General features: G+C 70.9%; 19 protein-coding genes. 15 read left to right on the forward strand and 4 right to left on the reverse strand.

What is annotated here, in order from left to right:
* The first annotated feature begins 64 nt into the window (after window positions 1-64).
* The gene (locus tag ACWFR3_RS14380; RefSeq protein WP_453734863.1) at window positions 65-1267 is read left to right on the forward strand and encodes a sensor histidine kinase; all 1203 of its coding nucleotides are present in this window, start codon (window positions 65-67) and stop codon (window positions 1265-1267) included.
* A 120-nt stretch (window positions 1268-1387) separates the two neighbouring features.
* Window positions 1388-2062, forward strand: coding sequence for a response regulator transcription factor (locus ACWFR3_RS14385; RefSeq protein ID WP_367044040.1), 675 nt, complete (start codon window positions 1388-1390; stop codon window positions 2060-2062).
* 30 nt (window positions 2063-2092) lie between these two features.
* Here the strand turns inward: ACWFR3_RS14385 and ACWFR3_RS14390 are convergent, their stop codons facing one another.
* Complete coding sequence (locus tag ACWFR3_RS14390; protein ID WP_453734892.1) at window positions 2093-3205, reverse strand: DUF5937 family protein; 1113 nt, start codon at window positions 3203-3205, stop codon at window positions 2093-2095.
* Window positions 3206-3459: 254 nt separating this feature from the next.
* On the opposite strand from ACWFR3_RS14390, the gene ACWFR3_RS14395 reads away from it, so the two are divergent.
* On the forward strand, window positions 3460-3705 hold the full coding sequence (locus ACWFR3_RS14395; protein ID WP_453734864.1) for a hypothetical protein: 246 nt from the start codon (window positions 3460-3462) through the stop codon (window positions 3703-3705).
* Here the strand turns inward: ACWFR3_RS14395 and ACWFR3_RS14400 are convergent.
* Window positions 3662-4867, reverse strand: a complete 1206-nt coding sequence (locus ACWFR3_RS14400) for a threonine aldolase family protein (protein WP_453734865.1) — start codon at window positions 4865-4867, stop codon at window positions 3662-3664. The two genes, ACWFR3_RS14395 and ACWFR3_RS14400, sit on opposite strands and share 44 nt — an antisense overlap.
* Before the next feature lie 147 nt (window positions 4868-5014).
* Here ACWFR3_RS14400 and ACWFR3_RS14405 point away from each other — a divergent pair, with 147 nt between their 5' ends.
* From ACWFR3_RS14405 to ACWFR3_RS14455, 11 genes are all read left to right on the forward strand, one after another.
* Window positions 5015-5953 carry a Rossmann-like and DUF2520 domain-containing protein gene (locus ACWFR3_RS14405; protein WP_453734866.1) on the forward strand — a complete coding sequence of 313 codons (939 nt, stop codon included), beginning with the start codon at window positions 5015-5017 and terminating at the stop codon, window positions 5951-5953.
* Window positions 5950-6951: a pantoate--beta-alanine ligase gene (gene panC, locus ACWFR3_RS14410; protein ID WP_453734867.1), complete on the forward strand. Its 1002-nt coding sequence runs from the start codon at window positions 5950-5952 to the stop codon at window positions 6949-6951. The genes ACWFR3_RS14405 and panC overlap by 4 nt, the downstream gene beginning before the upstream one ends.
* Window positions 6948-8696, forward strand: coding sequence for an L-aspartate oxidase (locus ACWFR3_RS14415; protein WP_453734868.1), 1749 nt, complete (start codon window positions 6948-6950; stop codon window positions 8694-8696). Before panC ends, ACWFR3_RS14415 begins: the two co-directional genes overlap by 4 nt.
* Window positions 8697-8698: 2 nt before the next feature.
* Window positions 8699-9682: a carboxylating nicotinate-nucleotide diphosphorylase gene (gene nadC, locus ACWFR3_RS14420; protein ID WP_453734869.1), complete on the forward strand. Its 984-nt coding sequence runs from the start codon at window positions 8699-8701 to the stop codon at window positions 9680-9682.
* A gap of 7 nt (window positions 9683-9689) precedes the next feature.
* Complete coding sequence (locus ACWFR3_RS14425) at window positions 9690-10496, forward strand: type III pantothenate kinase (protein WP_453734870.1); 807 nt, start codon at window positions 9690-9692, stop codon at window positions 10494-10496.
* Between the two features lie 138 nt (window positions 10497-10634).
* The gene (locus ACWFR3_RS14430) at window positions 10635-11081 is read left to right on the forward strand and encodes a hypothetical protein (protein ID WP_453734871.1); all 447 of its coding nucleotides are present in this window, start codon (window positions 10635-10637) and stop codon (window positions 11079-11081) included.
* A 116-nt stretch (window positions 11082-11197) separates the two neighbouring features.
* Window positions 11198-11839 carry a hypothetical protein gene (locus tag ACWFR3_RS14435; RefSeq protein WP_453734872.1) on the forward strand — a complete coding sequence of 214 codons (642 nt, stop codon included), beginning with the start codon at window positions 11198-11200 and terminating at the stop codon, window positions 11837-11839.
* Window positions 11840-11852: 13 nt separating this feature from the next.
* Window positions 11853-12023 (forward strand): hypothetical protein, encoded by a 171-nt coding sequence (locus ACWFR3_RS14440; RefSeq protein WP_365858810.1) that lies wholly within the window; start codon window positions 11853-11855, stop codon window positions 12021-12023.
* Between the two features lie 159 nt (window positions 12024-12182).
* The gene (locus tag ACWFR3_RS14445; protein WP_453734873.1) at window positions 12183-12623 is read left to right on the forward strand and encodes a BlaI/MecI/CopY family transcriptional regulator; all 441 of its coding nucleotides are present in this window, start codon (window positions 12183-12185) and stop codon (window positions 12621-12623) included.
* A gap of 9 nt (window positions 12624-12632) precedes the next feature.
* A complete protein-coding gene (locus tag ACWFR3_RS14450; RefSeq protein WP_361191132.1) occupies window positions 12633-13166 on the forward strand; it encodes an amino-acid N-acetyltransferase in 534 nt (177 codons plus the stop codon).
* 223 nt (window positions 13167-13389) lie between these two features.
* Window positions 13390-13728: a histone-like nucleoid-structuring protein Lsr2 gene (locus ACWFR3_RS14455; protein ID WP_361191134.1), complete on the forward strand. Its 339-nt coding sequence runs from the start codon at window positions 13390-13392 to the stop codon at window positions 13726-13728.
* Here ACWFR3_RS14455 and ACWFR3_RS14460 read toward each other — a convergent pair.
* Window positions 13707-14300, reverse strand: coding sequence for an SCO3374 family protein (locus ACWFR3_RS14460; RefSeq protein ID WP_453734874.1), 594 nt, complete (start codon window positions 14298-14300; stop codon window positions 13707-13709). The two genes, ACWFR3_RS14455 and ACWFR3_RS14460, sit on opposite strands and share 22 nt — an antisense overlap.
* Window positions 14301-14741: 441 nt before the next feature.
* Here ACWFR3_RS14460 and ACWFR3_RS14465 point away from each other — a divergent pair, with 441 nt between their 5' ends.
* Entirely contained in the window at window positions 14742-17267 is a 2526-nt protein-coding gene (locus tag ACWFR3_RS14465; RefSeq protein WP_453734875.1) for an ATP-dependent Clp protease ATP-binding subunit, read from the forward strand.
* Window positions 17268-17420: 153 nt separating this feature from the next.
* Here ACWFR3_RS14465 and ACWFR3_RS14470 read toward each other — a convergent pair whose 3' ends face one another.
* The gene (locus ACWFR3_RS14470; RefSeq protein WP_453734876.1) at window positions 17421-19985 is read right to left on the reverse strand and encodes an NACHT domain-containing protein; all 2565 of its coding nucleotides are present in this window, start codon (window positions 19983-19985) and stop codon (window positions 17421-17423) included.
* Between the last annotated feature and the right edge of the window lie 39 nt (window positions 19986-20024).

Consider the following 20024-nt stretch of genomic DNA (forward strand, 5'->3'; position numbering starts at 1 on the left):
GATCGATACGGATCGAACCTCCGGTTGACCCCGGAGGGCCATAGCGCTGCCTACGCTGGGTTACGTGCAACGCGTCTATGACTTCCTCCGCAGACACCCGACCGGGGTCGATGGCTTCTGGGCCATCGCCCTGCTCGGGATCTCCGGCATCGGTCTTGTCTCCATGGCAGACGCGGAAGGCCATGACCCGACGGTCCCCTCCGTCCTCGTCATGCTCGGCATGTCCGTCGTGGTGGGGCTGCGCCGCAAGTACACCGAGAAGATGCTGGTCCTCGCCGCCGTTCTCGGCGTCGCCCAGCTGATCTTCGACGTGCAGACGATGCCGGCGGATTTCGCGATGCTGGTGATCATCTATACGGCTTCGGCCGACGGCACGAAGTGGGCCTCGCGGTTCGCCCTCACGGGCGGTCTGTGCGCGGCTCCGCTTTCGTCGCTGCGCTGGCCGGAGGAGAGCATAAGCACCTTCGGCAGCATCTTCTTCGCGATCTTCCAGATGGTGCCCTTCGCCCTCGCCTGGGTGCTCGGCGACTCGATCCGCACCCGTCGCGCCTACTTCGCCCAGCTGGAGGAGCGCGCCGACCGCCTGGAGAAGGAGCGGGCCGCGCAGTCCAAGGTCGCGGTGGCGGCCGAGCGGGCCCGGATCGCGCGCGAGCTGCACGACGTCGTGGCGCACAACGTCTCGGTGATGGTCGTCCAGGCCGACGGCGCCGCGTACGTCCTCGACCAGGCGCCCGAGCAGGCCAAACAGGCCCTGGAGACCATCTCGGGCACCGGGCGGCAGGCGCTCGCCGAGATGCGCAGGCTGCTCGGCGTGCTGCGCACCGGCGAGCACCAGGAGAGCGGCGAGTACGTCCCGCAGCCCGACGTCGAGCAGCTCGACGAGCTCATCGAGCAGGTGCGCACGGCCGGCCTTCCGGTCGACTTCAAGGTCGAGGGCACCCCGCGCCCGCTGCCCAGCGGCGTCGAGCTCACCGCGTACCGCATCGTGCAGGAGGCGCTCACCAACACCCGCAAGCACGGCGGCGAGAACACCGGCGCGAGCGTGCGCCTTGTCTACTTCGACGACGGCCTGGGGCTGCTCGTCGAGGACGACGGCAAGGGCGCCCCGCACGAGCTGTACGAGGACGGCGGCGCCGACGGCAGCGGGCACGGCCTTATCGGCATGCGGGAGCGCGTCGGCATGGTCGGCGGCACGCTCGACGCGGGGCCGCGGCCGGGCGGCGGCTTCCGCATCAGCGCGCTTCTCCCGCTCAAGCCCGCAAATTGACACCTGTCACCGATATGTCCACGCCCTACGCTCGTGACCGCGTCCGTTCGCTCGTGATCACACCCGTACGCTCATGAACACATCCACGCGCTCATGAACACACCCACGAAAGGGCCTTTGATGTCGATCCGCGTCATGCTCGTCGACGACCAGGCGCTGCTGCGCACGGGGTTCCGGATGGTGCTCGCCGCACAGCCGGACATGGAGGTCGTCGCCGAGGCGGGCGACGGGGTCGAGGCGCTCCAGGCGCTGCGGACGACCGAGGTCGACGTGGTCCTCATGGACGTACGCATGCCGAAGCTGGACGGCGTGGAGACGACCCGGCGCATCTGCCAGGACGAGAACCCGCCGAAGGTCCTCATCCTGACGACCTTCGACCTCGACGAGTACGCCTTCTCGGGGCTGAAGGCGGGCGCGTCCGGCTTCATGCTGAAGGACGTGCCTCCGGGGGAGCTGCTCGCCGCGATCCGCTCCGTGCACAGCGGTGACGCGGTGGTCGCGCCGTCCACGACGCGGCGCCTCCTGGACCGTTTCGCGCCGATGCTGCCGAACGCGGGCGGGCAGCCGCAGCACAAGGAGCTGGAGCGGCTCACCGACCGCGAGCGCGAGGTCATGATCCTGGTCGCCCAGGGGCTTTCGAACGGGGAGATCGCGGCGCGGCTCGTCCTGTCGGAGGCCACGGTGAAGACCCACGTGGGCCGCATCCTTACGAAGCTCGGCCTGCGGGACCGGGTGCAGGTGGTGGTCCTCGCGTACGAGACGGGTCTGGTGCGGGCGGGCGGCGGGGCCGCCTGAGGCGCCTGACCGGGGATCTCCGGCAGGGCGTCAGCGCAGGATGCCCTCCAGGAAGTCGCTGCCGAGGCGGGCCACCACGGTGACGTCCAGCTGGTGCATCACGTACCTGCCGCGCCGTGTCGTGGTGACCAGGCCCGCCTTCTTCAGGAGCGTCAGGTGCCGGGAGACCTCCGGCGCCGTGAGCCCGGTCGCGTGGGCCAGCTCGCCGGTGCTGAAGGGCGCGCGGGCCATGTCGCGGCACAGTCGCAGGCGCACGGGGTGCGCGAGGGCCGTGAGCCGCCGCTCCAGGGTCTCCACCGAGGTGGGCTTGGCCAGGTCCGGGGCCGACACGGGGTAGTGGATGACCGGGCGCCAGCCCGGGGCGTGCAGGACCATCAGGTGCGGCCAGGCGAAGTGCGACGGCACGAACGTGAGGCCCGCGCCCAGGGTGTGGTCCAGTGCCGTCGTGGTGCCCGGCACCAGCTTGTCCGCGGTGATGCGGCGGCCATCCGGGTCCACCGAGAGCGCCGCGGACACCGAGGCGAGCACCTCGGCGAGGCCTTTGTGGCGCAGTATCTCCGTCTTGTGCCGGGCGTCGGCGGCCAGTTGGACGCGCACCCGCCGCCAGGTGTCGGCGAAGAACGCCTCGTCGCAGTCCTCCAGGAGGCGGCGCAGCCAGGCCCGGACGGTGTGCGGGTCGGTCAGCAGGCGCTCGGCGAAGTCCAGTTGCCGCGTGCCGCGGGTGGCGGCGAGCTCCAGGGCACGGGCGCCGCGGACGGGGTCGGTCAGCGGCGAGGGACCGCCTTCGTTGTACGTCGTGCCGCAGGTGAACTCCAGGGCCGCCATGACGAACCGCTCGTCGTCCAGGCGGTCCAGGAGGTCGAGCTCCTCGGCGAGGGTGGCCCCCGGTCTGCCGTCGCCGTCCACGAGCCCCGCGAACGGCATGAAGACGTCCGAGAACGTGTTCCGCCACAGGAAGTCCGCCTCGCACAGCCGGTCGGCGAGGTCCGGCTTGAGGCAGGCGGTGGTCGCGGTGGCCCAGCCGTGCATCCCCGGGTGGTGCCCCGGCTCGGACAGTGCGTGCAGGGCGACGCCCAGCTCCGCCAGGGGCGAGGGGTCGAAGAAGATCCGCTCCTGCGGCAGGCCCGCGATCTCGATGTGCACGCTCATGGAGCCATCGTGCACCGCGCCACTGACATCCCGGCCGCCGATTGACGCCGGGTGTCAATCGGCGCGACGGGGGCCCGGCGGCGGGCGCAGTCTTTGGTGACCGGGGCCGCACGGCAGCGTCGCCGCCGGGCCGGAATCCGATCCGGCCTTTCCCCGGGACACCCCTGCGCCGATCTTGCGCCGATCCTGCTTTCCGTCGGCACATGGGCGCCCGATAAGTACTATTTGTCTTGAGAGGCGAACCCGTCATGAGCATCACGCAGCAGTACCTCCTCGACAGCTACCGCGCCGCCCGGCACGACGAGCGGACCCCGCCCGCCCCCGGCTCGCAGGACTGGCAGGTCGTCCGCGAGGTGCGCGACTACGGCCGCTTCCGTGCGGTCGTCGAGGAACGCCCCGCCCACGGACGGGTCCGTGCCGCGCTGGCCAGGCTCGCCCACGCGGGACGCCTCAGCCGGGGATCCGCCGTACGAACTCCGCGACCGCATCACTGACGTCTTCGGGCGTCCACTCCAGGCCCGCCCCGGTCACGGTGACCTCCGTGACCGAGAGGCCGGGCGGCCCGTCGGGGAACCAGCGGTTGAACAACTGGGTCTTGGTCTCCTCCGTCTGCCCGAGCGCCGCCTCGGAGAGAACCTTGTGGTCGTACGGCAGCCAGACCTGGAACTGATGGGTGTGCGGCTGCTCGGGGTGCACGCGCGACCAGGGCACCCCGGCGGCCGCGAACCCTTCGCGCAACGCGTCGGCGACCACGCGCGCGTGGGCGACGTAATCCGGCAGGCGCGGCAGCGTGTTCTTCAATCCGAGCAGGGCGGCGACGGCGGCCGGGAACTGCTGGAAGACCTGGCCGCCGTAACGGTGGCGCCAGGTCCTCGCCTCGTCGACCAGGGTGCGCGGACCCGCGAGCGCCGCGCCGCTCAGGCCGTCCAGGGACTTGTAGAACGACACGTACACGCTGTCCGCGAGACCGGCGATCTCCGCGAGGGAGCGGTCGAAGTGCGGTGTGCACTCCCACAGGCGCGCGCCGTCGAAGTGCACGACGGCGTCGCGTTCGCGGGCCGCCGCCACGACCTCTTCGAGCTCTTCCCAGGACGGCAGGACGAAACCGGCGTCCCGGAGCGGCAGTTCGAGCATCAGCGTCCCGAAGGGCTCTCCGAAGTCCGCCACCTCCTCGGCCGTGGGCAGCCGCGGCTCCCGCGTCGGATGCACCGTGCGCAGCCCGCTCACCGCGGGCAGGGCGCCCCCTTCGTGGACCTCGGGGTGGGCCCGGGGATGCAGGGCGACGGTCGCGTTGCCCGTACGGCCCGCCCAGCAGCGCAGGGCGACCTGCTGGGCCATCGTGCCGGTCGGGAAGAAGGCGGCGGCCTCCTTGCCGAGCAGCCGCGCGACCTCGTCCTCCAGGCGGGCGACGACGGTGTTGCCGTAGATGTCGACGGGCTCGTCCGGGCCCACGACCTCCGGGGCCGCGTCCGCGAGCGCGGAGAGCCGCGCGGCGATCGGGAGGTGCGCGGACCAGCGGTGCAGGGTCCGGTCGGCACCGAGCGCCGCGGCCCGGCGGCGGGCAGCCAGAAGATCTTCCTCGCCCGGCCGGCCCTGCTCGTCCGACCGGTCCAGCTCACCCGGCTCCTGCCCCTGTGCTCCGTCGTGTGAAGTCATCCCCCGAGGATGCCGTGCGATCGGCCGCCGGTCATATCAATACCCACAGCCTGTGGACAGCGCAGGACGCGTCGCGGACCAATCGCGTTAGCATGACGAGAAATCGTCCGGTACCCCGAGCGGACTGGAACGGGAAGGCGTCATCGCGTGAACGCACCTCATCAGCCAGACCCGCGGGACCGCCCCGCGAGGCTCACGGTGGGTGTCGTGGGAGCGGGCCGTGTCGGCCCCGCGCTCGCCGCGGCACTCCAGCTCGCCGGGCACCGCCCGGTCGCCGCGTCGGGAGTCTCCGACGCCTCCGTACGACGCGCGGCGGCCATGCTGCCCGACGTCCCCCTCCTCCCGCCCGCAGAGGTCCTTGAGCGCGCCGACCTGGTCCTCCTGACCGTGCCGGACGACGCACTGCCGGGCCTCGTCGAGGGCCTCGCCGAGACCGGTGCGGTCCGCCCCGGCCAGCTCATGGTGCACACATCGGGGCGATACGGCACAAAGGTGCTCGAACCCGCCCTGCGGGCCGGCGCCCTGCCGCTCGCGCTGCACCCCGCCATGACGTTCACCGGCACCCCCGTGGACGTGCAGCGCCTCGCGGGCTGCTCCTTCGGCGTGACCGCTCCCGAAGAGCTGCGCCTCGCCGCGGAGGCCCTGGTCATCGAGATGGGCGGCGAGCCCGAGTGGATCTCCGAGGAGGCCAGGCCGCTGTATCACGCGGCGCTCGCACTCGGCGCGAACCACCTGGTCACGCTGGTCGCCGAGTCCATGGACCTGCTCCGGGAAGCGGGCGTGAGCGCCCCCGACCGCATGCTCGGCCCGCTGCTCGGCGCCGCCCTGGACAACGCTCTGCGCTCCGGCGACGCCGCACTGACCGGACCCGTCGCACGCGGGGACGCGGGCACCGTCGCCGCGCACGTCGCCGAGCTGCGCAAGCACGCGCCGCAGACCGTCGCCGGATATCTGGCGATGGCCCGCGCGACCGCCGACCGCGCGCTCGCCCACGGACTGCTCAAGCCCGAGCTGGCCGAGGACCTCCTGGGAGTCCTCGCCAACGGCGGGACCCCGACCGGCGGCGACGGGGGAGGGACCCGATGACCGTCCTCCTGCACACCGCTGAGCCCTTGCGCACGCGCGCGCGTGACGGCCGCCGCGTCGTCGTCATGACCATGGGCGCCCTGCACGAGGGCCACGCCACGCTGATCCGCACCGCACGCCGCATAGCCGGCGACGAGGGCGAAGTCGTGGTCACGGTCTTCGTGAACCCCCTCCAGTTCGGCGCGGGCGAGGACCTCGACCGCTATCCCCGCACCCTGGACGCCGACGTCAAGATCGCCGAACAGGAAGGCGCGGACTTCGTGTTCGCCCCGTCCGTCGACGAGGTCTATCCGGGCGGCGAACCGCAGGTCCGGATCAGCGCGGGCCCCATGGGCACACTCCTCGAAGGGGCCACGCGCCCCGGCCACTTCGACGGCATGCTCACGGTCGTCGCCAAGCTCCTGCACCTCACCCGGCCCGACGCGGCGCTGTACGGACAGAAGGACGCCCAGCAGCTCGCCCTCATCCGCCGCATGGTGCGGGACCTGAACTTCGGCGTCGAGATCGTCGGCGTACCCACCGTGCGCGAGGACGACGGCCTCGCCCTCTCCAGCCGCAACCGCTACCTGTCGGCGGACGAGCGCCGCACCGCACTCGCGCTCTCGCAAGCACTCTTCGCGGGCCGCGACCGGCACGCCGCCCAGGAGGCCCTGCACGCGCGCGCGGCGCTCGCCCCCGTCACGCACGCCCGCGCCGACGCCCTGAACGCCCTGGGGGAGTCCCGCGCCGCGGCCGACACCCACGCCGTCGCCCAGTCCGTCACGCCGACCGTGCCCGGCGGCCCCGCCGCCGTCCGCGCCGCCGCCCGGCAGGTCCTGGACGAGGCGGCCCGCCGCAAGACCCCGCTGCGCCTGGACTACCTGGCCCTCGTCGACCCGGCCGACTTCACGGAAGTACAGCCGGGCCACACCGGTGAGGCGGTCCTCGCCGTCGCGGCCAAGGTCGGCGCGACCCGGCTGATCGACAACATCCCGCTCACGTTCGGAGCCACCGCATGAGTGCCACCGGAATACGGCTGCACGCCCCCGCGCCCGGCTGGTCCCTGGCCGCCGACATCGTCGTCGTCGGCTCCGGAGTGGCCGGACTGACCACGGCCCTGCGCTGCTCGGCGGCGGGCCTGAAGACCGTCGTGGTCACCAAGGCCCGCCTGGACGACGGCTCCACGCGCTGGGCCCAGGGCGGCATCGCCGCGGCACTGGGCGAGGGCGACACCCCCGAACAGCACCTGGACGACACCCTCGTGGCGGGCGTCGGCCTGTGCGACGAGGAGGCCGTGCGCACCCTGGTCACCGAGGGCCCCGGCGCCGTGCGCCGCCTCATCGAGACGGGCGCCCACTTCGACACCGGCCCCGAAGGCGCCATCGAGCTGACCCGCGAGGGCGGCCACCACCGTCGCCGCATCGCGCACGCGGGCGGCGACGCGACCGGCGCGGAGATCTCCCGCGCCCTGGTCGAAGCGGTCCGCGCACAGTCCATACCCACCGTGGAGAACGCCCTCGTACTGGACCTCCTGACGGACGCCGAAGGCCGCACCGCCGGTGTCTCCCTGCACGTCATGGGAGAGGGCCAGCACGACGGCGTGGGCGCGGTCCACGCCCCCGCGGTCGTCCTGGCCACCGGCGGCATGGGCCAGGTCTTCTCGGCGACCACGAACCCGTCCGTATCGACGGGCGACGGCGTCGCGCTCGCCCTGCGCGCGGGCGCCGAGGTGAGCGACCTGGAGTTCGTGCAGTTCCACCCCACCGTGCTCTTCCTGGGCGCCGACGCCGAGGGCCAGCAGCCGCTGGTCTCCGAAGCGGTGCGCGGCGAGGGAGCCCACCTCGTGGACGCGGACGGCGTGCGCTTCATGGTCGGCCAGCACGAGCTCGCGGAGCTCGCCCCGCGCGACATCGTCGCCAAGGGCATCACGCGGCGCATGCAGGAAAAGGGCGCCGACCACATGTACTTGGACGCCCGGCACTTCGGCGCCGACATGTGGGAGAACCGCTTCCCGACGATCCTCGCCGCCTGCCGCTCCCACGGCATCGACCCGGTGACCGAGCCGATCCCCGTCGCCCCGGCCGCGCACTACGCATCGGGCGGCGTCCGCACCGACCCGCACGGCCGCACCACGGTCCCCGGCCTGTACGCCTGCGGCGAGGTCGCCTGCACCGGCGTGCACGGCGCCAACCGCCTGGCCTCCAACTCCCTCCTGGAGGGCCTGGTCTACGCCGAGCGCATCGCGGCGGACATCGCGGCACAGCACGCGGAGAAGGCCCTGCCCGCCCTGTACGCGGCAGTTCCCGTCCCCGTGCCCGCACCGGCGCCCGACCTCGACGCCCCCGCGCACCCCCTGCTGCCCCCCGAGGCCCGCTTCGCCATCCAGCGCGTGATGACCGAGGGTGCCGGAGTGCTCAGGTCCGCCGACTCCCTCTCCGAGGCCGCGGCCCGGCTCGCCCGCATCCACGCCGAGGCCGCGGGCGCGCTGGCCGAGGACGGCAAGACCGCCGAGCCCGGCGTCGACACCTGGGAGACCACCAACCTGCTGTGCGTGGCCCGCGTCCTGGTCGCCGCCGCACAGCGCCGCGAGGAGACCCGCGGCTGCCACTGGCGCGAGGACCGCCCCGACCGCGACGACGAAGCCTGGCGGCGCCACATCGTCGTACGGCTGAACGCGGACCGGACCCTGGCCGCGCACACGACCGAGACCCACGACTTCCCGCCGACCGGCCCGAGTCCCCGTCCAAGACTTCAGGAGAAGTGACCGTGAGTACCCCCGACGACCTCCCTCTCGCCCCCACGGGCGGCGGCTGCGGCGACGCCTGCGGCTGCGGCGGAGAAGACGCGTACGACCCCCTGGAGTGCGGCCTCGACCCCGCTCTCGCGCAGCTCCTGGCCGACGCGGGCCTCGACCCCGTCCAGGTCGAGGACATCGCGCACATGGCGATCGAGGAGGACCTGGACGGCGGCGTGGACGTCACCTCGGTCGCCACGATCCCCGAAGAGACCGTCGCCACCGGCGACTTCACCGCGCGCGAGGCCGGCACGGTCGCGGGCCTGCGGATCGCCGAAGCCGTCATCTCCCTGGTCTGCACGGACACCTTCGAGGTCGAGCGGCACGTGGAGGACGGCGACCGGGTGGCGGCGGGCGAGAAGCTCCTCAGCGTCACCACCCGCACCCGCGACCTGCTCACCGCCGAGCGCAGCGCGCTCAACCTCCTGTGCCGCCTCTCCGGCGTGGCGACGGCCACGCGCGCGTGGGCCGACGCACTCGACGGCACCGGCGCCAAGGTCCGCGACACCCGCAAGACGACGGCGGGCCTGCGCGCCCTGGAGAAGTACGCGGTGCGGATGGGCGGCGGCGTGAACCACCGCATGTCGCTCTCCGACGCGGCCCTGGTCAAGGACAACCACGTGGTGGCCGCCGGAGGCGTGGAGCAGGCCTTCAAGGCCGTGCGCGCGGCCTTCCCCGACCTGGCCGTGGAGGTCGAGGTCGACACCCTCCACCAGCTGCGCGAGGTCGTGGACGCGGGCGCCGACCTGATCCTCCTGGACAACTTCACGCCGGGCGAGACCGAGGAGGCCGTGGCCATCGTGGACGGCCGCGCGATCCTGGAGTCATCGGGCCGCCTCACCCTGGAGAACGCCAAGGCGTACGCGGACACGGGCGTGGACTTCCTCGCCGTGGGCGCCCTCACCCACTCCTCGCCGATCCTCGACATCGGCCTCGACCTGCGCGCGGCGGAGTGACGACGACATGCTGCTGACCATCGACGTCGGAAACACCCACACCGTCCTCGGCCTCTTCGACGGCGAGGAGATCGTCGAGCACTGGCGCATCTCCACCGACGCCCGCCGCACCGCCGACGAACTCGCCGTCCTCCTGAACGGCTTGATGGGCATGCACCCGCTCCTCGGCGAGGAGCTCGGCGACGGCATCGACGGCATCGCCATCTGCTCGACGGTCCCCTCCGTCCTGCACGAACTGCGCGAGGTCACCCGCCGGTACTACGGAGACGTGCCCGCCGTCCTCGTGGAGCCCGGCATCAAGACCGGCGTCCCGATCCTCATGGACAACCCCAAGGAGGTCGGCGCCGACCGCATCATCAACGCGGTCGCGGCGGTCGAGCTCTACGGAGGCCCCGCCGTAGTCGTCGACTTCGGCACGGCGACGACGTTCGACGCGGTCTCCGCGCGCGGGGAGTACACCGGAGGCGTCATCGCCCCCGGCATCGAGATCTCCGTCGAGGCACTCGGCGTGCGGGGCGCCCAGCTCCGCAAGATCGAGCTGGCCCGGCCGCGCAGCGTCATCGGCAAGAACACCGTGGAGGCCATGCAGTCGGGCATCCTGTACGGCTTCGCGGGCCAGGTCGACGGCGTCGTGCAGCGCATGGCCCGCGAACTGGCGGGCCCCGGCGGCGACCCCGACGACGTGACGGTCATCGCCACCGGCGGCCTCGCGCCCATGGTGCTCGGCGAGGCCTCGGTCATCGACGAGCACGAGCCGTGGCTGACCCTCATCGGCCTGCGCCTCGTATACGAGCGCAACGTCGCCCGGAGTTGAGCGCTCCGTTCGCGGGCCCGCGAACGGGCGGCTCATAACTGGCGGCTCATAAGCGGGGCTTGCGCACACAACCCCGCGCCCCATACAAGAGTCTGCGCAGGGACGGGACTTGGGCAGGTTCGAGCGGGCGTGGAGAAAATGGGGCGTAGGGGAAGACTGGTCGCGACAGTGGCGGCCGGGGTGCTGGCCGGGCTCGCCGGACCGGCCGCGGCGGCGACCCCGGACACCGGGCCCGCCGGCGAGCGCGCGGTGCACGCGGCGCCGTACGCGGGGGACTTGGACGCGGTGTCGCACGCCACGGGCCCGCACGCGGTGTCCTACGCCGCGCACCCGCGGGCGGGCGGCGCGGCCGACGCCCCCGACGCGACCGTCACTCCCAGCGCGTCCGCCACCTCCAGCACGTCGCCGATGTCCGGCGCGGACGATGCGGACGATGCGGACGATGCGGAAGCGGACGCCCCCGCCTCCGACGGCACCATCGCGGACACCGGTGCGGGCGTACTGCCCTGGATCGCCGCCGCGGCGGCCGGTGCTCTCGGGGTCGGCGCGGTCGTCTTCGCGATGATCCGCCGCCGGTCGGAATGAAACGGCGGCCGGAACCAGCGACCGGGACGACCGGGATCAACAAGAGACGCCATCCGTAGCCACGCCACAGCATGACGTTTAGCGGATTTTGTCCGTTTAACACGTATTGTCGGCTCATGCCCACGCCATACGGTTCTCGCGGCGGCATGGCCTTCGGTGCGGAGGAGCTGCGTGTGCTCCGCCGCGCTCTGGCCGTCGCCCTGCATCCCAGCCCCGTCTCCGACGAGGACGTCCAGGACTGCCTCCGTCTCGCCGACGCCGTCGACGAGGCGGTGAGCGAGGGCGTCAGGCTCCGCGCCTTCCTGATGGCGGACCTCGCCCGCTACCGGACGGCCCTGCCCGGCACCGCCACCGGCTACCTCGCGCTCCTGGAGGACCTCCTCGCCTCCGGCTACCAGCCGGGCGCCGACGACCTCGCCGCCCTGCGCGCCCTGCGCGGCAACCCGGTCGCCGCCGCCCTCCTCGACCGCTGCCGGACCGTCGCCGAACAGGCCGTACGCACCCGTCTCGCGGGACGGTCCCATACGGCCGTCCCGGCGCCCCGCCCCCTCGTCCCCGCCTCGCGTACGCGGCTCCTGTCCATCCCCGGCGGCCGGTCCGAGGGCGACGAACGGACGACGCCGGGCCCCAAGGCGCCGAGCTCCCCGCCGCAGAAGCCGGCCGCTCCCGCGCCGCCCCGCCCCGTGCCGACCCCGGCCGAGGTCTTCCCTCCCAAGCGCCGCCCGACGGACCCGCCGCACCAGCTCGCCGCGGGCTAGCTACTCTGGGGGCATGGAATACGTCTCCGCGCTCCTGCCCCCCGTAGTGATGGCCGTGTTCTTCGGCGGTCTCATCGTGACGATCGTGAAGACCCAGGGCGGCGCCAACAAGGCCAAGGAGGACGCGGCCGTGGACGCCGTGATCGCCCGCGCCGAAGGCGCACAGCAGACTCCCAAGGCCTGACCGGACCCGTCCGGCCCTCCGGTGACCAGAGGTCACCGCCCGCACACTCTTGGCGTACGACTCGCTCACATTCCGAGTCGTACGCCCTTTTTGTTGGGGAAATGGCACCTCCGCCACGTCCGTCATGGCATTAGTGACTTCTCCCACTATTGTTCTGGTGTGCCTCGCCCCTTGGGAGAACTCGAAGACTCAGTCATGACACGGGTGTGGAAGTGGAACCGCCCCGTGACCGTTCGAGAAGTCCTGGAAGACCTTCAGCAGGAACGGTCCATCGCGTACACCACCGTCATGACCGTTTTGGACAATCTTCATCAGAAGGGCTGGGTGCGCCGTGAAGCGGAAGGCCGCGCCTATCGATATGAGGCGGTCTCCACTCGGGCCGCCTACGCCGCCGCACTGATGAACGAAGCATGGTCGCGGAGTGACAACCCCGCCGCCGCTCTCGTCGCGTTCTTCGGGATGATGTCGGCAGAACAGCGCGAAGCACTCAGTGACGCGATGCGCATCATCGGCCCGGCCGCTCAAGCCCCCCTCTCCGCGGACTCCACCACTCAAGCCCCGGAGAACCCCGGCGCGGCGGAGCCCGAAGCAGAGAGATAGCGTCCGGTCATGCCAGCAGAACCCCCTGAACTCAGCGCTAAAGCAGTCTCCGTACGCCGGGCGCGCACCGCCGATGTGCCGGTCGTACGCAACCTCCTCGACTCCTACGCCCGTCAGGGGATCCTGCTCGACAAAGCGACGGTCGCGCTTTACGAGTCCATCCAGGAGTTCTGGGTGGCCGAACGCGACGACAACGCCGAGGTCGTCGGCTGCGGAGCCCTGCACGTGATGTGGGAAGACCTCGCGGAAGTACGCACTCTCGCGGTGAACCCCGATGTCAGGGGCTTCGGAGTGGGACACCAGGTACTGGGGAAGTTGTTGCAGACAGCTCGCTGGCTCGGTGTCCGGCGGGTTTTCTGTCTCACCTTCGAAGTCGACTTCTTCGCGCACCACGGCTTCGTGGAGATCGGTGAGACTCCTGTCGACGGAGATGTCTACAGCGAGCTGCTGCGTTCCAAAGACGAGGGTGTCGCGGAGTTCCTCGGCCTCGAACGAGTGAAACCGAACACCTTGGGCAACAGCCGGATGCTTCTGCATCTGTGATCGCCGCCGGTATTCCGGGCTGCCCGCTGCCCGGGTTCCCTATGTCCGAAACGCGCACGTTTCCCGGGTTCCCGCGGAGGTCGGTCTCTCCCAGGGGTTTGTGTTTTCCCAGCAAAAGCGGTTTGCTTTCCGACGTACTGCAGTACTGCATATAACAGGGGGCGGCGATTCTGCGGCTCGCGTCGTGCGATCCGGCCCTAAGTTATCGATGAAAGGAAATCCGGTGGCACAGAAGGTTCAGGTCCTTCTTGTCGATGACCTCGACGGTGGCGAGGCAGACGAGACCGTGACGTTTGCGCTGGACGGCAAGTCGTACGAGATCGACCTCACCACGTCGAACGCGGACAAGCTCCGCGGTCTTCTTGAGCCGTACCTCAAGGGTGGTCGTCGTACCGGTGGCCGTGGTTCGGCCGGGCGCGCCAAAGCTCGTGCTTCTGCTGCCGGTGGCGGTCAGGACACCGCGGCGATCCGTGCCTGGGCGAAGGAGAACGGTTTCGAGGTCAACGACCGCGGCCGCGTCCCGGCGTCCATTCGCGAGGCCTACGAGAAGGCCAACGGCTGACGACGGGTTCGTCGCAGCCGGACCCGGTGGCATTGCGTCGCCGCCGTGTCCACGAGTCGTACGAGACCGGAGCCCACGGCGGGATCGCTGTGCGGCGCGGTGCCACCCCCCACGCACGACAGGGACGGCAGTGCCGGCAGCGTCGGCTCCACCTCGCACCCGGGCTCCGGGGGTCGCAGCCATACGGCGGCCCCCTGCGAGCCGGACCACCCCGGAGGCGTGGGCGCGTCGATCCGTCCGCCCGCCCCGACGGCCGTGAGGTCCAGCGGGATGTCGCCCCACTCGAGCCACTCCAGGAGCCCCGGCAGTTCGTCGGCGCTCCCCGCGGCCACGAAGAGCCGCATGGAATCGCCCCGCAGAGCCACCGGAGCCTTCGGCCCGACGTGCCGCAGGGCGGCGAAACCGGCTTCGGCGGGCAGCTGCAGTACATCGAAGCGGAGCCCCGTCAGGAGCTGCACCGGCAGTCCCGGACGGCGCTCGGCGGTCGCCCAGCCGAGTTCGTTCGCGTACCACTGCCGCACCGGGTCGCTCTGCTCGACCGGTACGCGGGGCGGGGGAACCGTGATGGCCATGCCAGGAGCAACCGGCCGGAAGGTTCCCGGGTTACGCAGCGTGTCGCTGGGGATGCGCACAGTGGCCGGAAAAGAGGCGTGGTGGCGTGTTCGGCGGCGCAAGGCTGTTCGCCCGTAGCGGAGGGAACCGGCGCGCGCCGCATGGAGTGTCAGTCCTTACGGGTAAGACATCCCTAGTGGGGAGGGGCGACACACGCGCGAGGCCGTCTCACGTTCGCCATCGGCGTAGCTGTGGTGAGGGTAAGTGCTTGGCCTGCGGGAACATCGTCTCGCACCATCGGGTTGGAGCAGTTGTCGGCGTTCGGGGTCAGGAGGCACCTCTTGTTCTCGGCCGGGTGTCGGCAGTTGGAATGAGCGGTCCCCGCTTGCGGGACTAAGCTGCGGAAGGACAGGGAGGGGACAGCCCCCTTACTGCCTGACCGCTCTGAGGAGCGATTAACGATGTTCGAGAGGTTCACCGACCGCGCGCGGCGGGTTGTCGTCCTGGCTCAGGAAGAAGCCCGGATGCTCAACCACAACTACATCGGCACCGAGCACATCCTCCTGGGCTTGATCCACGAGGGCGAGGGTGTCGCCGCTAAGGCCCTGGAGAGCCTCGGGATTTCGCTCGAGGCGGTCCGCCAGCAGGTGGAGGAGATCATCGGTCAGGGCCAGCAGGCCCCGTCCGGGCACATCCCCTTCACCCCCCGTGCCAAGAAGGTGCTGGAGCTTTCGCTCCGCGAGGCCCTTCAGCTGGGCCACAACTACATCGGCACGGAGCACATCCTGCTCGGCCTGATCCGCGAGGGCGAGGGCGTCGCCGCCCAGGTCCTCGTGAAGCTGGGCGCCGATCTCAACCGGGTGCGGCAGCAGGTCATCCAGCTGCTCTCCGGATACCAGGGCAAGGAGACCGCCACCGCCGGCGGTCCTGCGGAGGGCACGCCTTCCACGTCCCTGGTGCTCGACCAGTTCGGCCGGAACCTCACCCAGGCCGCTCGTGAGTCCAAGCTCGACCCGGTCATCGGGCGCGAGAAGGAGATCGAGCGGGTCATGCAGGTGCTGTCCCGCCGTACGAAGAACAACCCCGTGCTCATCGGCGAGCCCGGCGTCGGCAAGACCGCCGTCGTCGAGGGCCTGGCGCAGGCCATCGTCAAGGGCGAGGTGCCCGAGACGCTGAAGGACAAGCACCTCTACACGCTTGACCTCGGCGCGCTGGTCGCCGGCTCCCGCTACCGCGGTGACTTCGAGGAGCGCCTGAAGAAGGTCCTCAAGGAGATCCGCACCCGCGGCGACATCATCCTGTTCATCGACGAGCTCCACACCCTGGTGGGTGCGGGCGCCGCCGAGGGCGCGATCGACGCTGCGAGCATCCTCAAGCCGATGCTGGCGCGAGGCGAGCTGCAGACCATCGGTGCCACGACGCTCGACGAGTACCGCAAGCACCTGGAGAAGGACGCCGCCCTCGAGCGCCGCTTCCAGCCCATCCAGGTCGCGGAACCGTCCCTGCCGCACACCATCGAGATCCTCAAGGGTCTGCGCGACCGTTACGAGGCCCACCACCGGGTCTCCATCACGGACGAGGCCCTTGTGCAGGCCGCCACCCTGGCCGACCGGTACATCTCGGACCGCTTCCTGCCGGACAAGGCGATCGACCTGATCGACGAGGCCGGTTCCCGGATGCGCATCCGCCGGATGACCGCGCCGCCGGACCTCCGCGAGTTCGACGAGAAGATCGCGGGCGTGCGTCGCGACAAGGAGTCGGCCATCGACTCCCAGGACTTCGAGAAGGCGGCCTCTCTCCGCGACAAGGAGAAGCAGCTGCTCGCGGCGAAGGCCAAGCGCGAGAAGGAATGGAAGGCCGGCGACATGGACGTCGTCGCCGAGGTCGACGGCGAGCTCATCGCCGAGGTCCTCGCCACGGCGACGGGCATTCCGGTCTTCAAGCTGACCGAGGAGGAGTCCTCGCGTCTGCTGCGCATGGAGGACGAGCTCCACAAGCGGGTCATCGGCCAGAAGGACGCCATCAAGGCGCTTTCGCAGGCGATTCGTCGTACGCGTGCGGGTCTGAAGGACCCGAAGCGTCCCGGTGGTTCGTTCATCTTCGCCGGCCCGTCCGGTGTCGGTAAGACGGAGCTTTCCAAGACGCTCGCCGAATTCCTCTTCGGTGACGAGGACGCCCTGATCTCTCTCGACATGTCGGAGTTCAGCGAGAAGCACACGGTCTCGCGTCTCTTCGGTTCGCCGCCCGGATATGTCGGTTACGAAGAGGGCGGTCAGCTGACGGAGAAGGTGCGTCGCAAGCCGTTCTCGGTCGTCCTCTTCGACGAGGTCGAGAAGGCCCACCCGGATATCTTCAACTCGCTGTTGCAGATCCTTGAGGACGGTCGCCTGACCGACTCCCAGGGCCGGGTCGTGGACTTCAAGAACACGGTCATCATCATGACGACCAACCTCGGTACGCGTGACATCTCCAAGGGCTTCAACCTCGGATTCGCCGCGTCGGGTGACGTCAAGACGAACTACGAGCGCATGAAGACCAAGGTCAACGACGAGCTGAAGCAGCACTTCCGCCCGGAGTTCCTGAACCGTGTCGACGACACGGTGGTCTTCCACCAGCTCACCGAGGAAGACATCATCGAGATCGTCGACCTCATGATCGCCAAGGTGGACGAGCGTCTCAAGGACCGCGACATGGGCATCGAGCTCAGCGGTGACGCGAAGAAGCTGCTCGCGAAGAAGGGCTACGACCCCGTCATGGGCGCCCGGCCGCTGCGCCGGACGATCCAGCGCGAGGTCGAGGACATCCTGTCGGAGAAGATCCTCTTCGGCGAGCTCCGCCCCGGCCACATCGTGGTCGTCGGCACGGAGGGTGAGGGCGAGGAAGCCAAGTTCACCTTCCGCGGCGAGGAGAAGGCGGCGTTGCCGGATGTTCCGCCGATTGAGCAGGCGGCTGGTGGCGCCGGGCCCAACCTGAGCAAGGAGGCGTAGCCTCCGGCTCGGCTTGCAGGGTTAAAGGGGCTGCCCCGGATCGTTTACTACGGTCCGGGGCAGCCCCTTTTGCTTTGAGTTCTGGCCGCGGGTGCCTTGTGGCTTGTCGCGCAGTTCCCCGCGCCCCTGACGGGGCGCCCTCCGCACGAAGTCCTACGACGTGATCGTTACCCCCTCCGGGACATTCCGGAGGCGGGGCAGGCGGGGATTTACTCGTAGCACCGTCAGGTTTGGGAAGCGGGAGAGCCAGGAGACGTTTGTGTCGGCCAGTTCGGCGGTGACCCACAGGTGGGTCAGCTGTTCGTGCTCCAGGCCGTCCAGGAGCTCCTCGGTGGGCATGACGCCGACCAGCTGGATCCACGGCCGCCCGCCGAGCTGCCGCAGCGCCGCGAGCTCGGCGGTGTCGGCCACGGGGTAGTACAGGCCGACCGGGTCGAGATGGGCGATGATCTCGCGCGCGTACCGCTCGGTGTCGAAGTGCCGCCACGGGCGGACCAGTTCCATCCGGATGGAAAGCGCCGAGCGGTGGCGCAGGCGGGCGAGGTAGTCGATGGCGACGTCGTCCTGGACGTGGGTCGCCGTGATCGCCAGGAGCAGCGCCTGCTGGTCGCTCGGCACCTGCTCGGGGTCCGGCAGCTGCTCCAGGACGATGGGGCCGACCCAGCCGAGGCTGCGGGCGGCCAGCTCCGTCGTGGGGCGCACGAGGTTCTTCGTACGCTCCTGTACGAGCTGCTGCACCGCCGGGTCGAGCTCGGTGACGTGCTCCAGGCAGGCCGCGGCCATCAGGCGCCGGTGGTTCACGTGCGGGCGGCGCAGGTTCGGGGCGGCGGAAAGGAGCCGCTCCAGGAAGTCGGCGCACTCCTCGGGGCGTGCGTGGGCGGCGGCCATGCGGATGACCTCCTCCCACTCGGCGCGGTGCGCGTGCTCGACGAGGGTGCGCAACTGGCCGCGCGCCACGATCTCCTTGGCGGCCAGGTAGTCCTGGAAGGTGCGGTGGATGAAGTCCACCGAGAGGCCGGCCTGCTCGCGCAGCAGGCCCGTGCGGTGCAGCAGGTGACGGAAGATCTTCTCGCCGTCGCCCTCGGCGCGCGCGGAGGGAATGGCGGGCAGCGCGCCGTCCAGGATGGCGACCACGCGCTGCCGGGGCAGCTCCGAGACGCCCTCCTCGACCATCGCGTGGGCCAGCTTGCGCAGGAGCAGCTCGCGGGGGCCCTGCTGGAGGCGTACGTCGTCGGCGTAAAGAACGTCGCGTTCGGGGTCGCGGCGCTGGAGGAGCATCTCCAGGGCCGCGTCGTACAGCTCCTTGCGGCCTTTGGGGAGCGAGCCGGAGCGGTCGCGGTTGAGGGCGCATATCAGGCCGCACATCAGGGGATTGGTGGCGAGCTGGCGCAGCTCGCGGAAGATCCGTACGGAGTGCAGGAGCCGCTGCTCGTACTCCTTGAGCTTGTCGCGCTCCGCCTGCTCCTTGCACTGCTCGTCGCTCATCGCCGCCGCGTGCCAGTCGTGTATGAAGCGCGTGACCTGGTCGCGGGACATCGGCGCGAGGGAGAGTTCCTTGAAACCCTCCTCCGCGAGGCGCTCCTGGGCGAGCCAGCCGTCCTCGACGGCGGAGGGGCGGGAGGTGACCAGACAGCCGTTGCCGGAGAAGATGCGCAGGAGGCGGCGCAGCTGGTTGCGCAGTTCGCCGCGGGTCTCCTCCGGAGCCTCGTCGATCCCGTCGACCAGGAGCATGGCGCGGCCCGCGAGGAGCGTACGGACGACCCAGCCCTCCGGGGCCTGGTCGGCGAGCGGGTGGCGGATGGCGTGCAGGAAGTCGTCCGGGGCGGGAAAGCCCTCGCGGGCGAAGCGGCGTACGGGCAGGACGAAGGGTACGCGGACGCCCTCGCGCGCCGCGGCCACGGCCAGCCACTGGATGAGGGTCGTCTTGCCCGAGCCCGCGACGCCGCGAAGCAGCACCCGCTCGTGCCCCTCAAGAGCCCGGTCGGCGAGCAGCACGGTGCGCGGCTCGCCCGGTACGCCGCTGTTGCTGCTCTCCTCGGCCTCCAGGCTGAGGTAGGTGTCCTCCAGGGGCCAGCGGTCGGGCGCGTTGGCGAGGTCCACGCCGACGATGGTGAGCCAGCCGTGCTGGCGTACGACCTCTTCGGCGTACGCCGACTCGAAGTCCCGGTCCTCCTGGGAGCGTTCGGGCTGGCGGGCCGCGGCCTCCGCGTCGTTCAGGTCGATGAGCTGGCGGATACGGCTTGCCCTCTCGGCCATGTGCCGCTGGATGTGCGGCGAGCGCCGGACGAAGTGGTAGAGGACGTGCAGGCACACGGCCACGAGCAGCTCGTCGTGGAACCACGCGGCGTTGGGGGAGAGGGAGCGGTCCGCGCCCTGCACGGCACCCCGCAGCCGTCGTGCGTAGTCCTGCGGCCCCAGGCGCACGGCGTCCACGTCCGTCAGGTCCAGTTCCCCGATGGCGAGCAGCGTGCGCGTCAGTACGTCGACCACGGCGCCCAGTTCGGTCGTCGGGGCGGTGTGCGCCTCGGCGGCCACGTGCACGAAGTCCGCCGCCGTGCGGTGTACGTCGTCGGGCGTCGCCGGGGCGTCGGCGCCGCGCCAGGTGGTGAGCGCGGCGATCAGCTCGGGCGTGGCGGGCGGCAGCGGGGGAGGCAGGCGGATGAGCCGTTGTACCAGGGGTGCGGCGAGAGTCGAGGGGATGCGGACAACGGGCTCCATGGACATAGAGGGTCCCTGCGGGTGGGATTTCGTGTGTCG

The organism is Streptomyces sp. NPDC055189 (assembly GCF_053606765.1).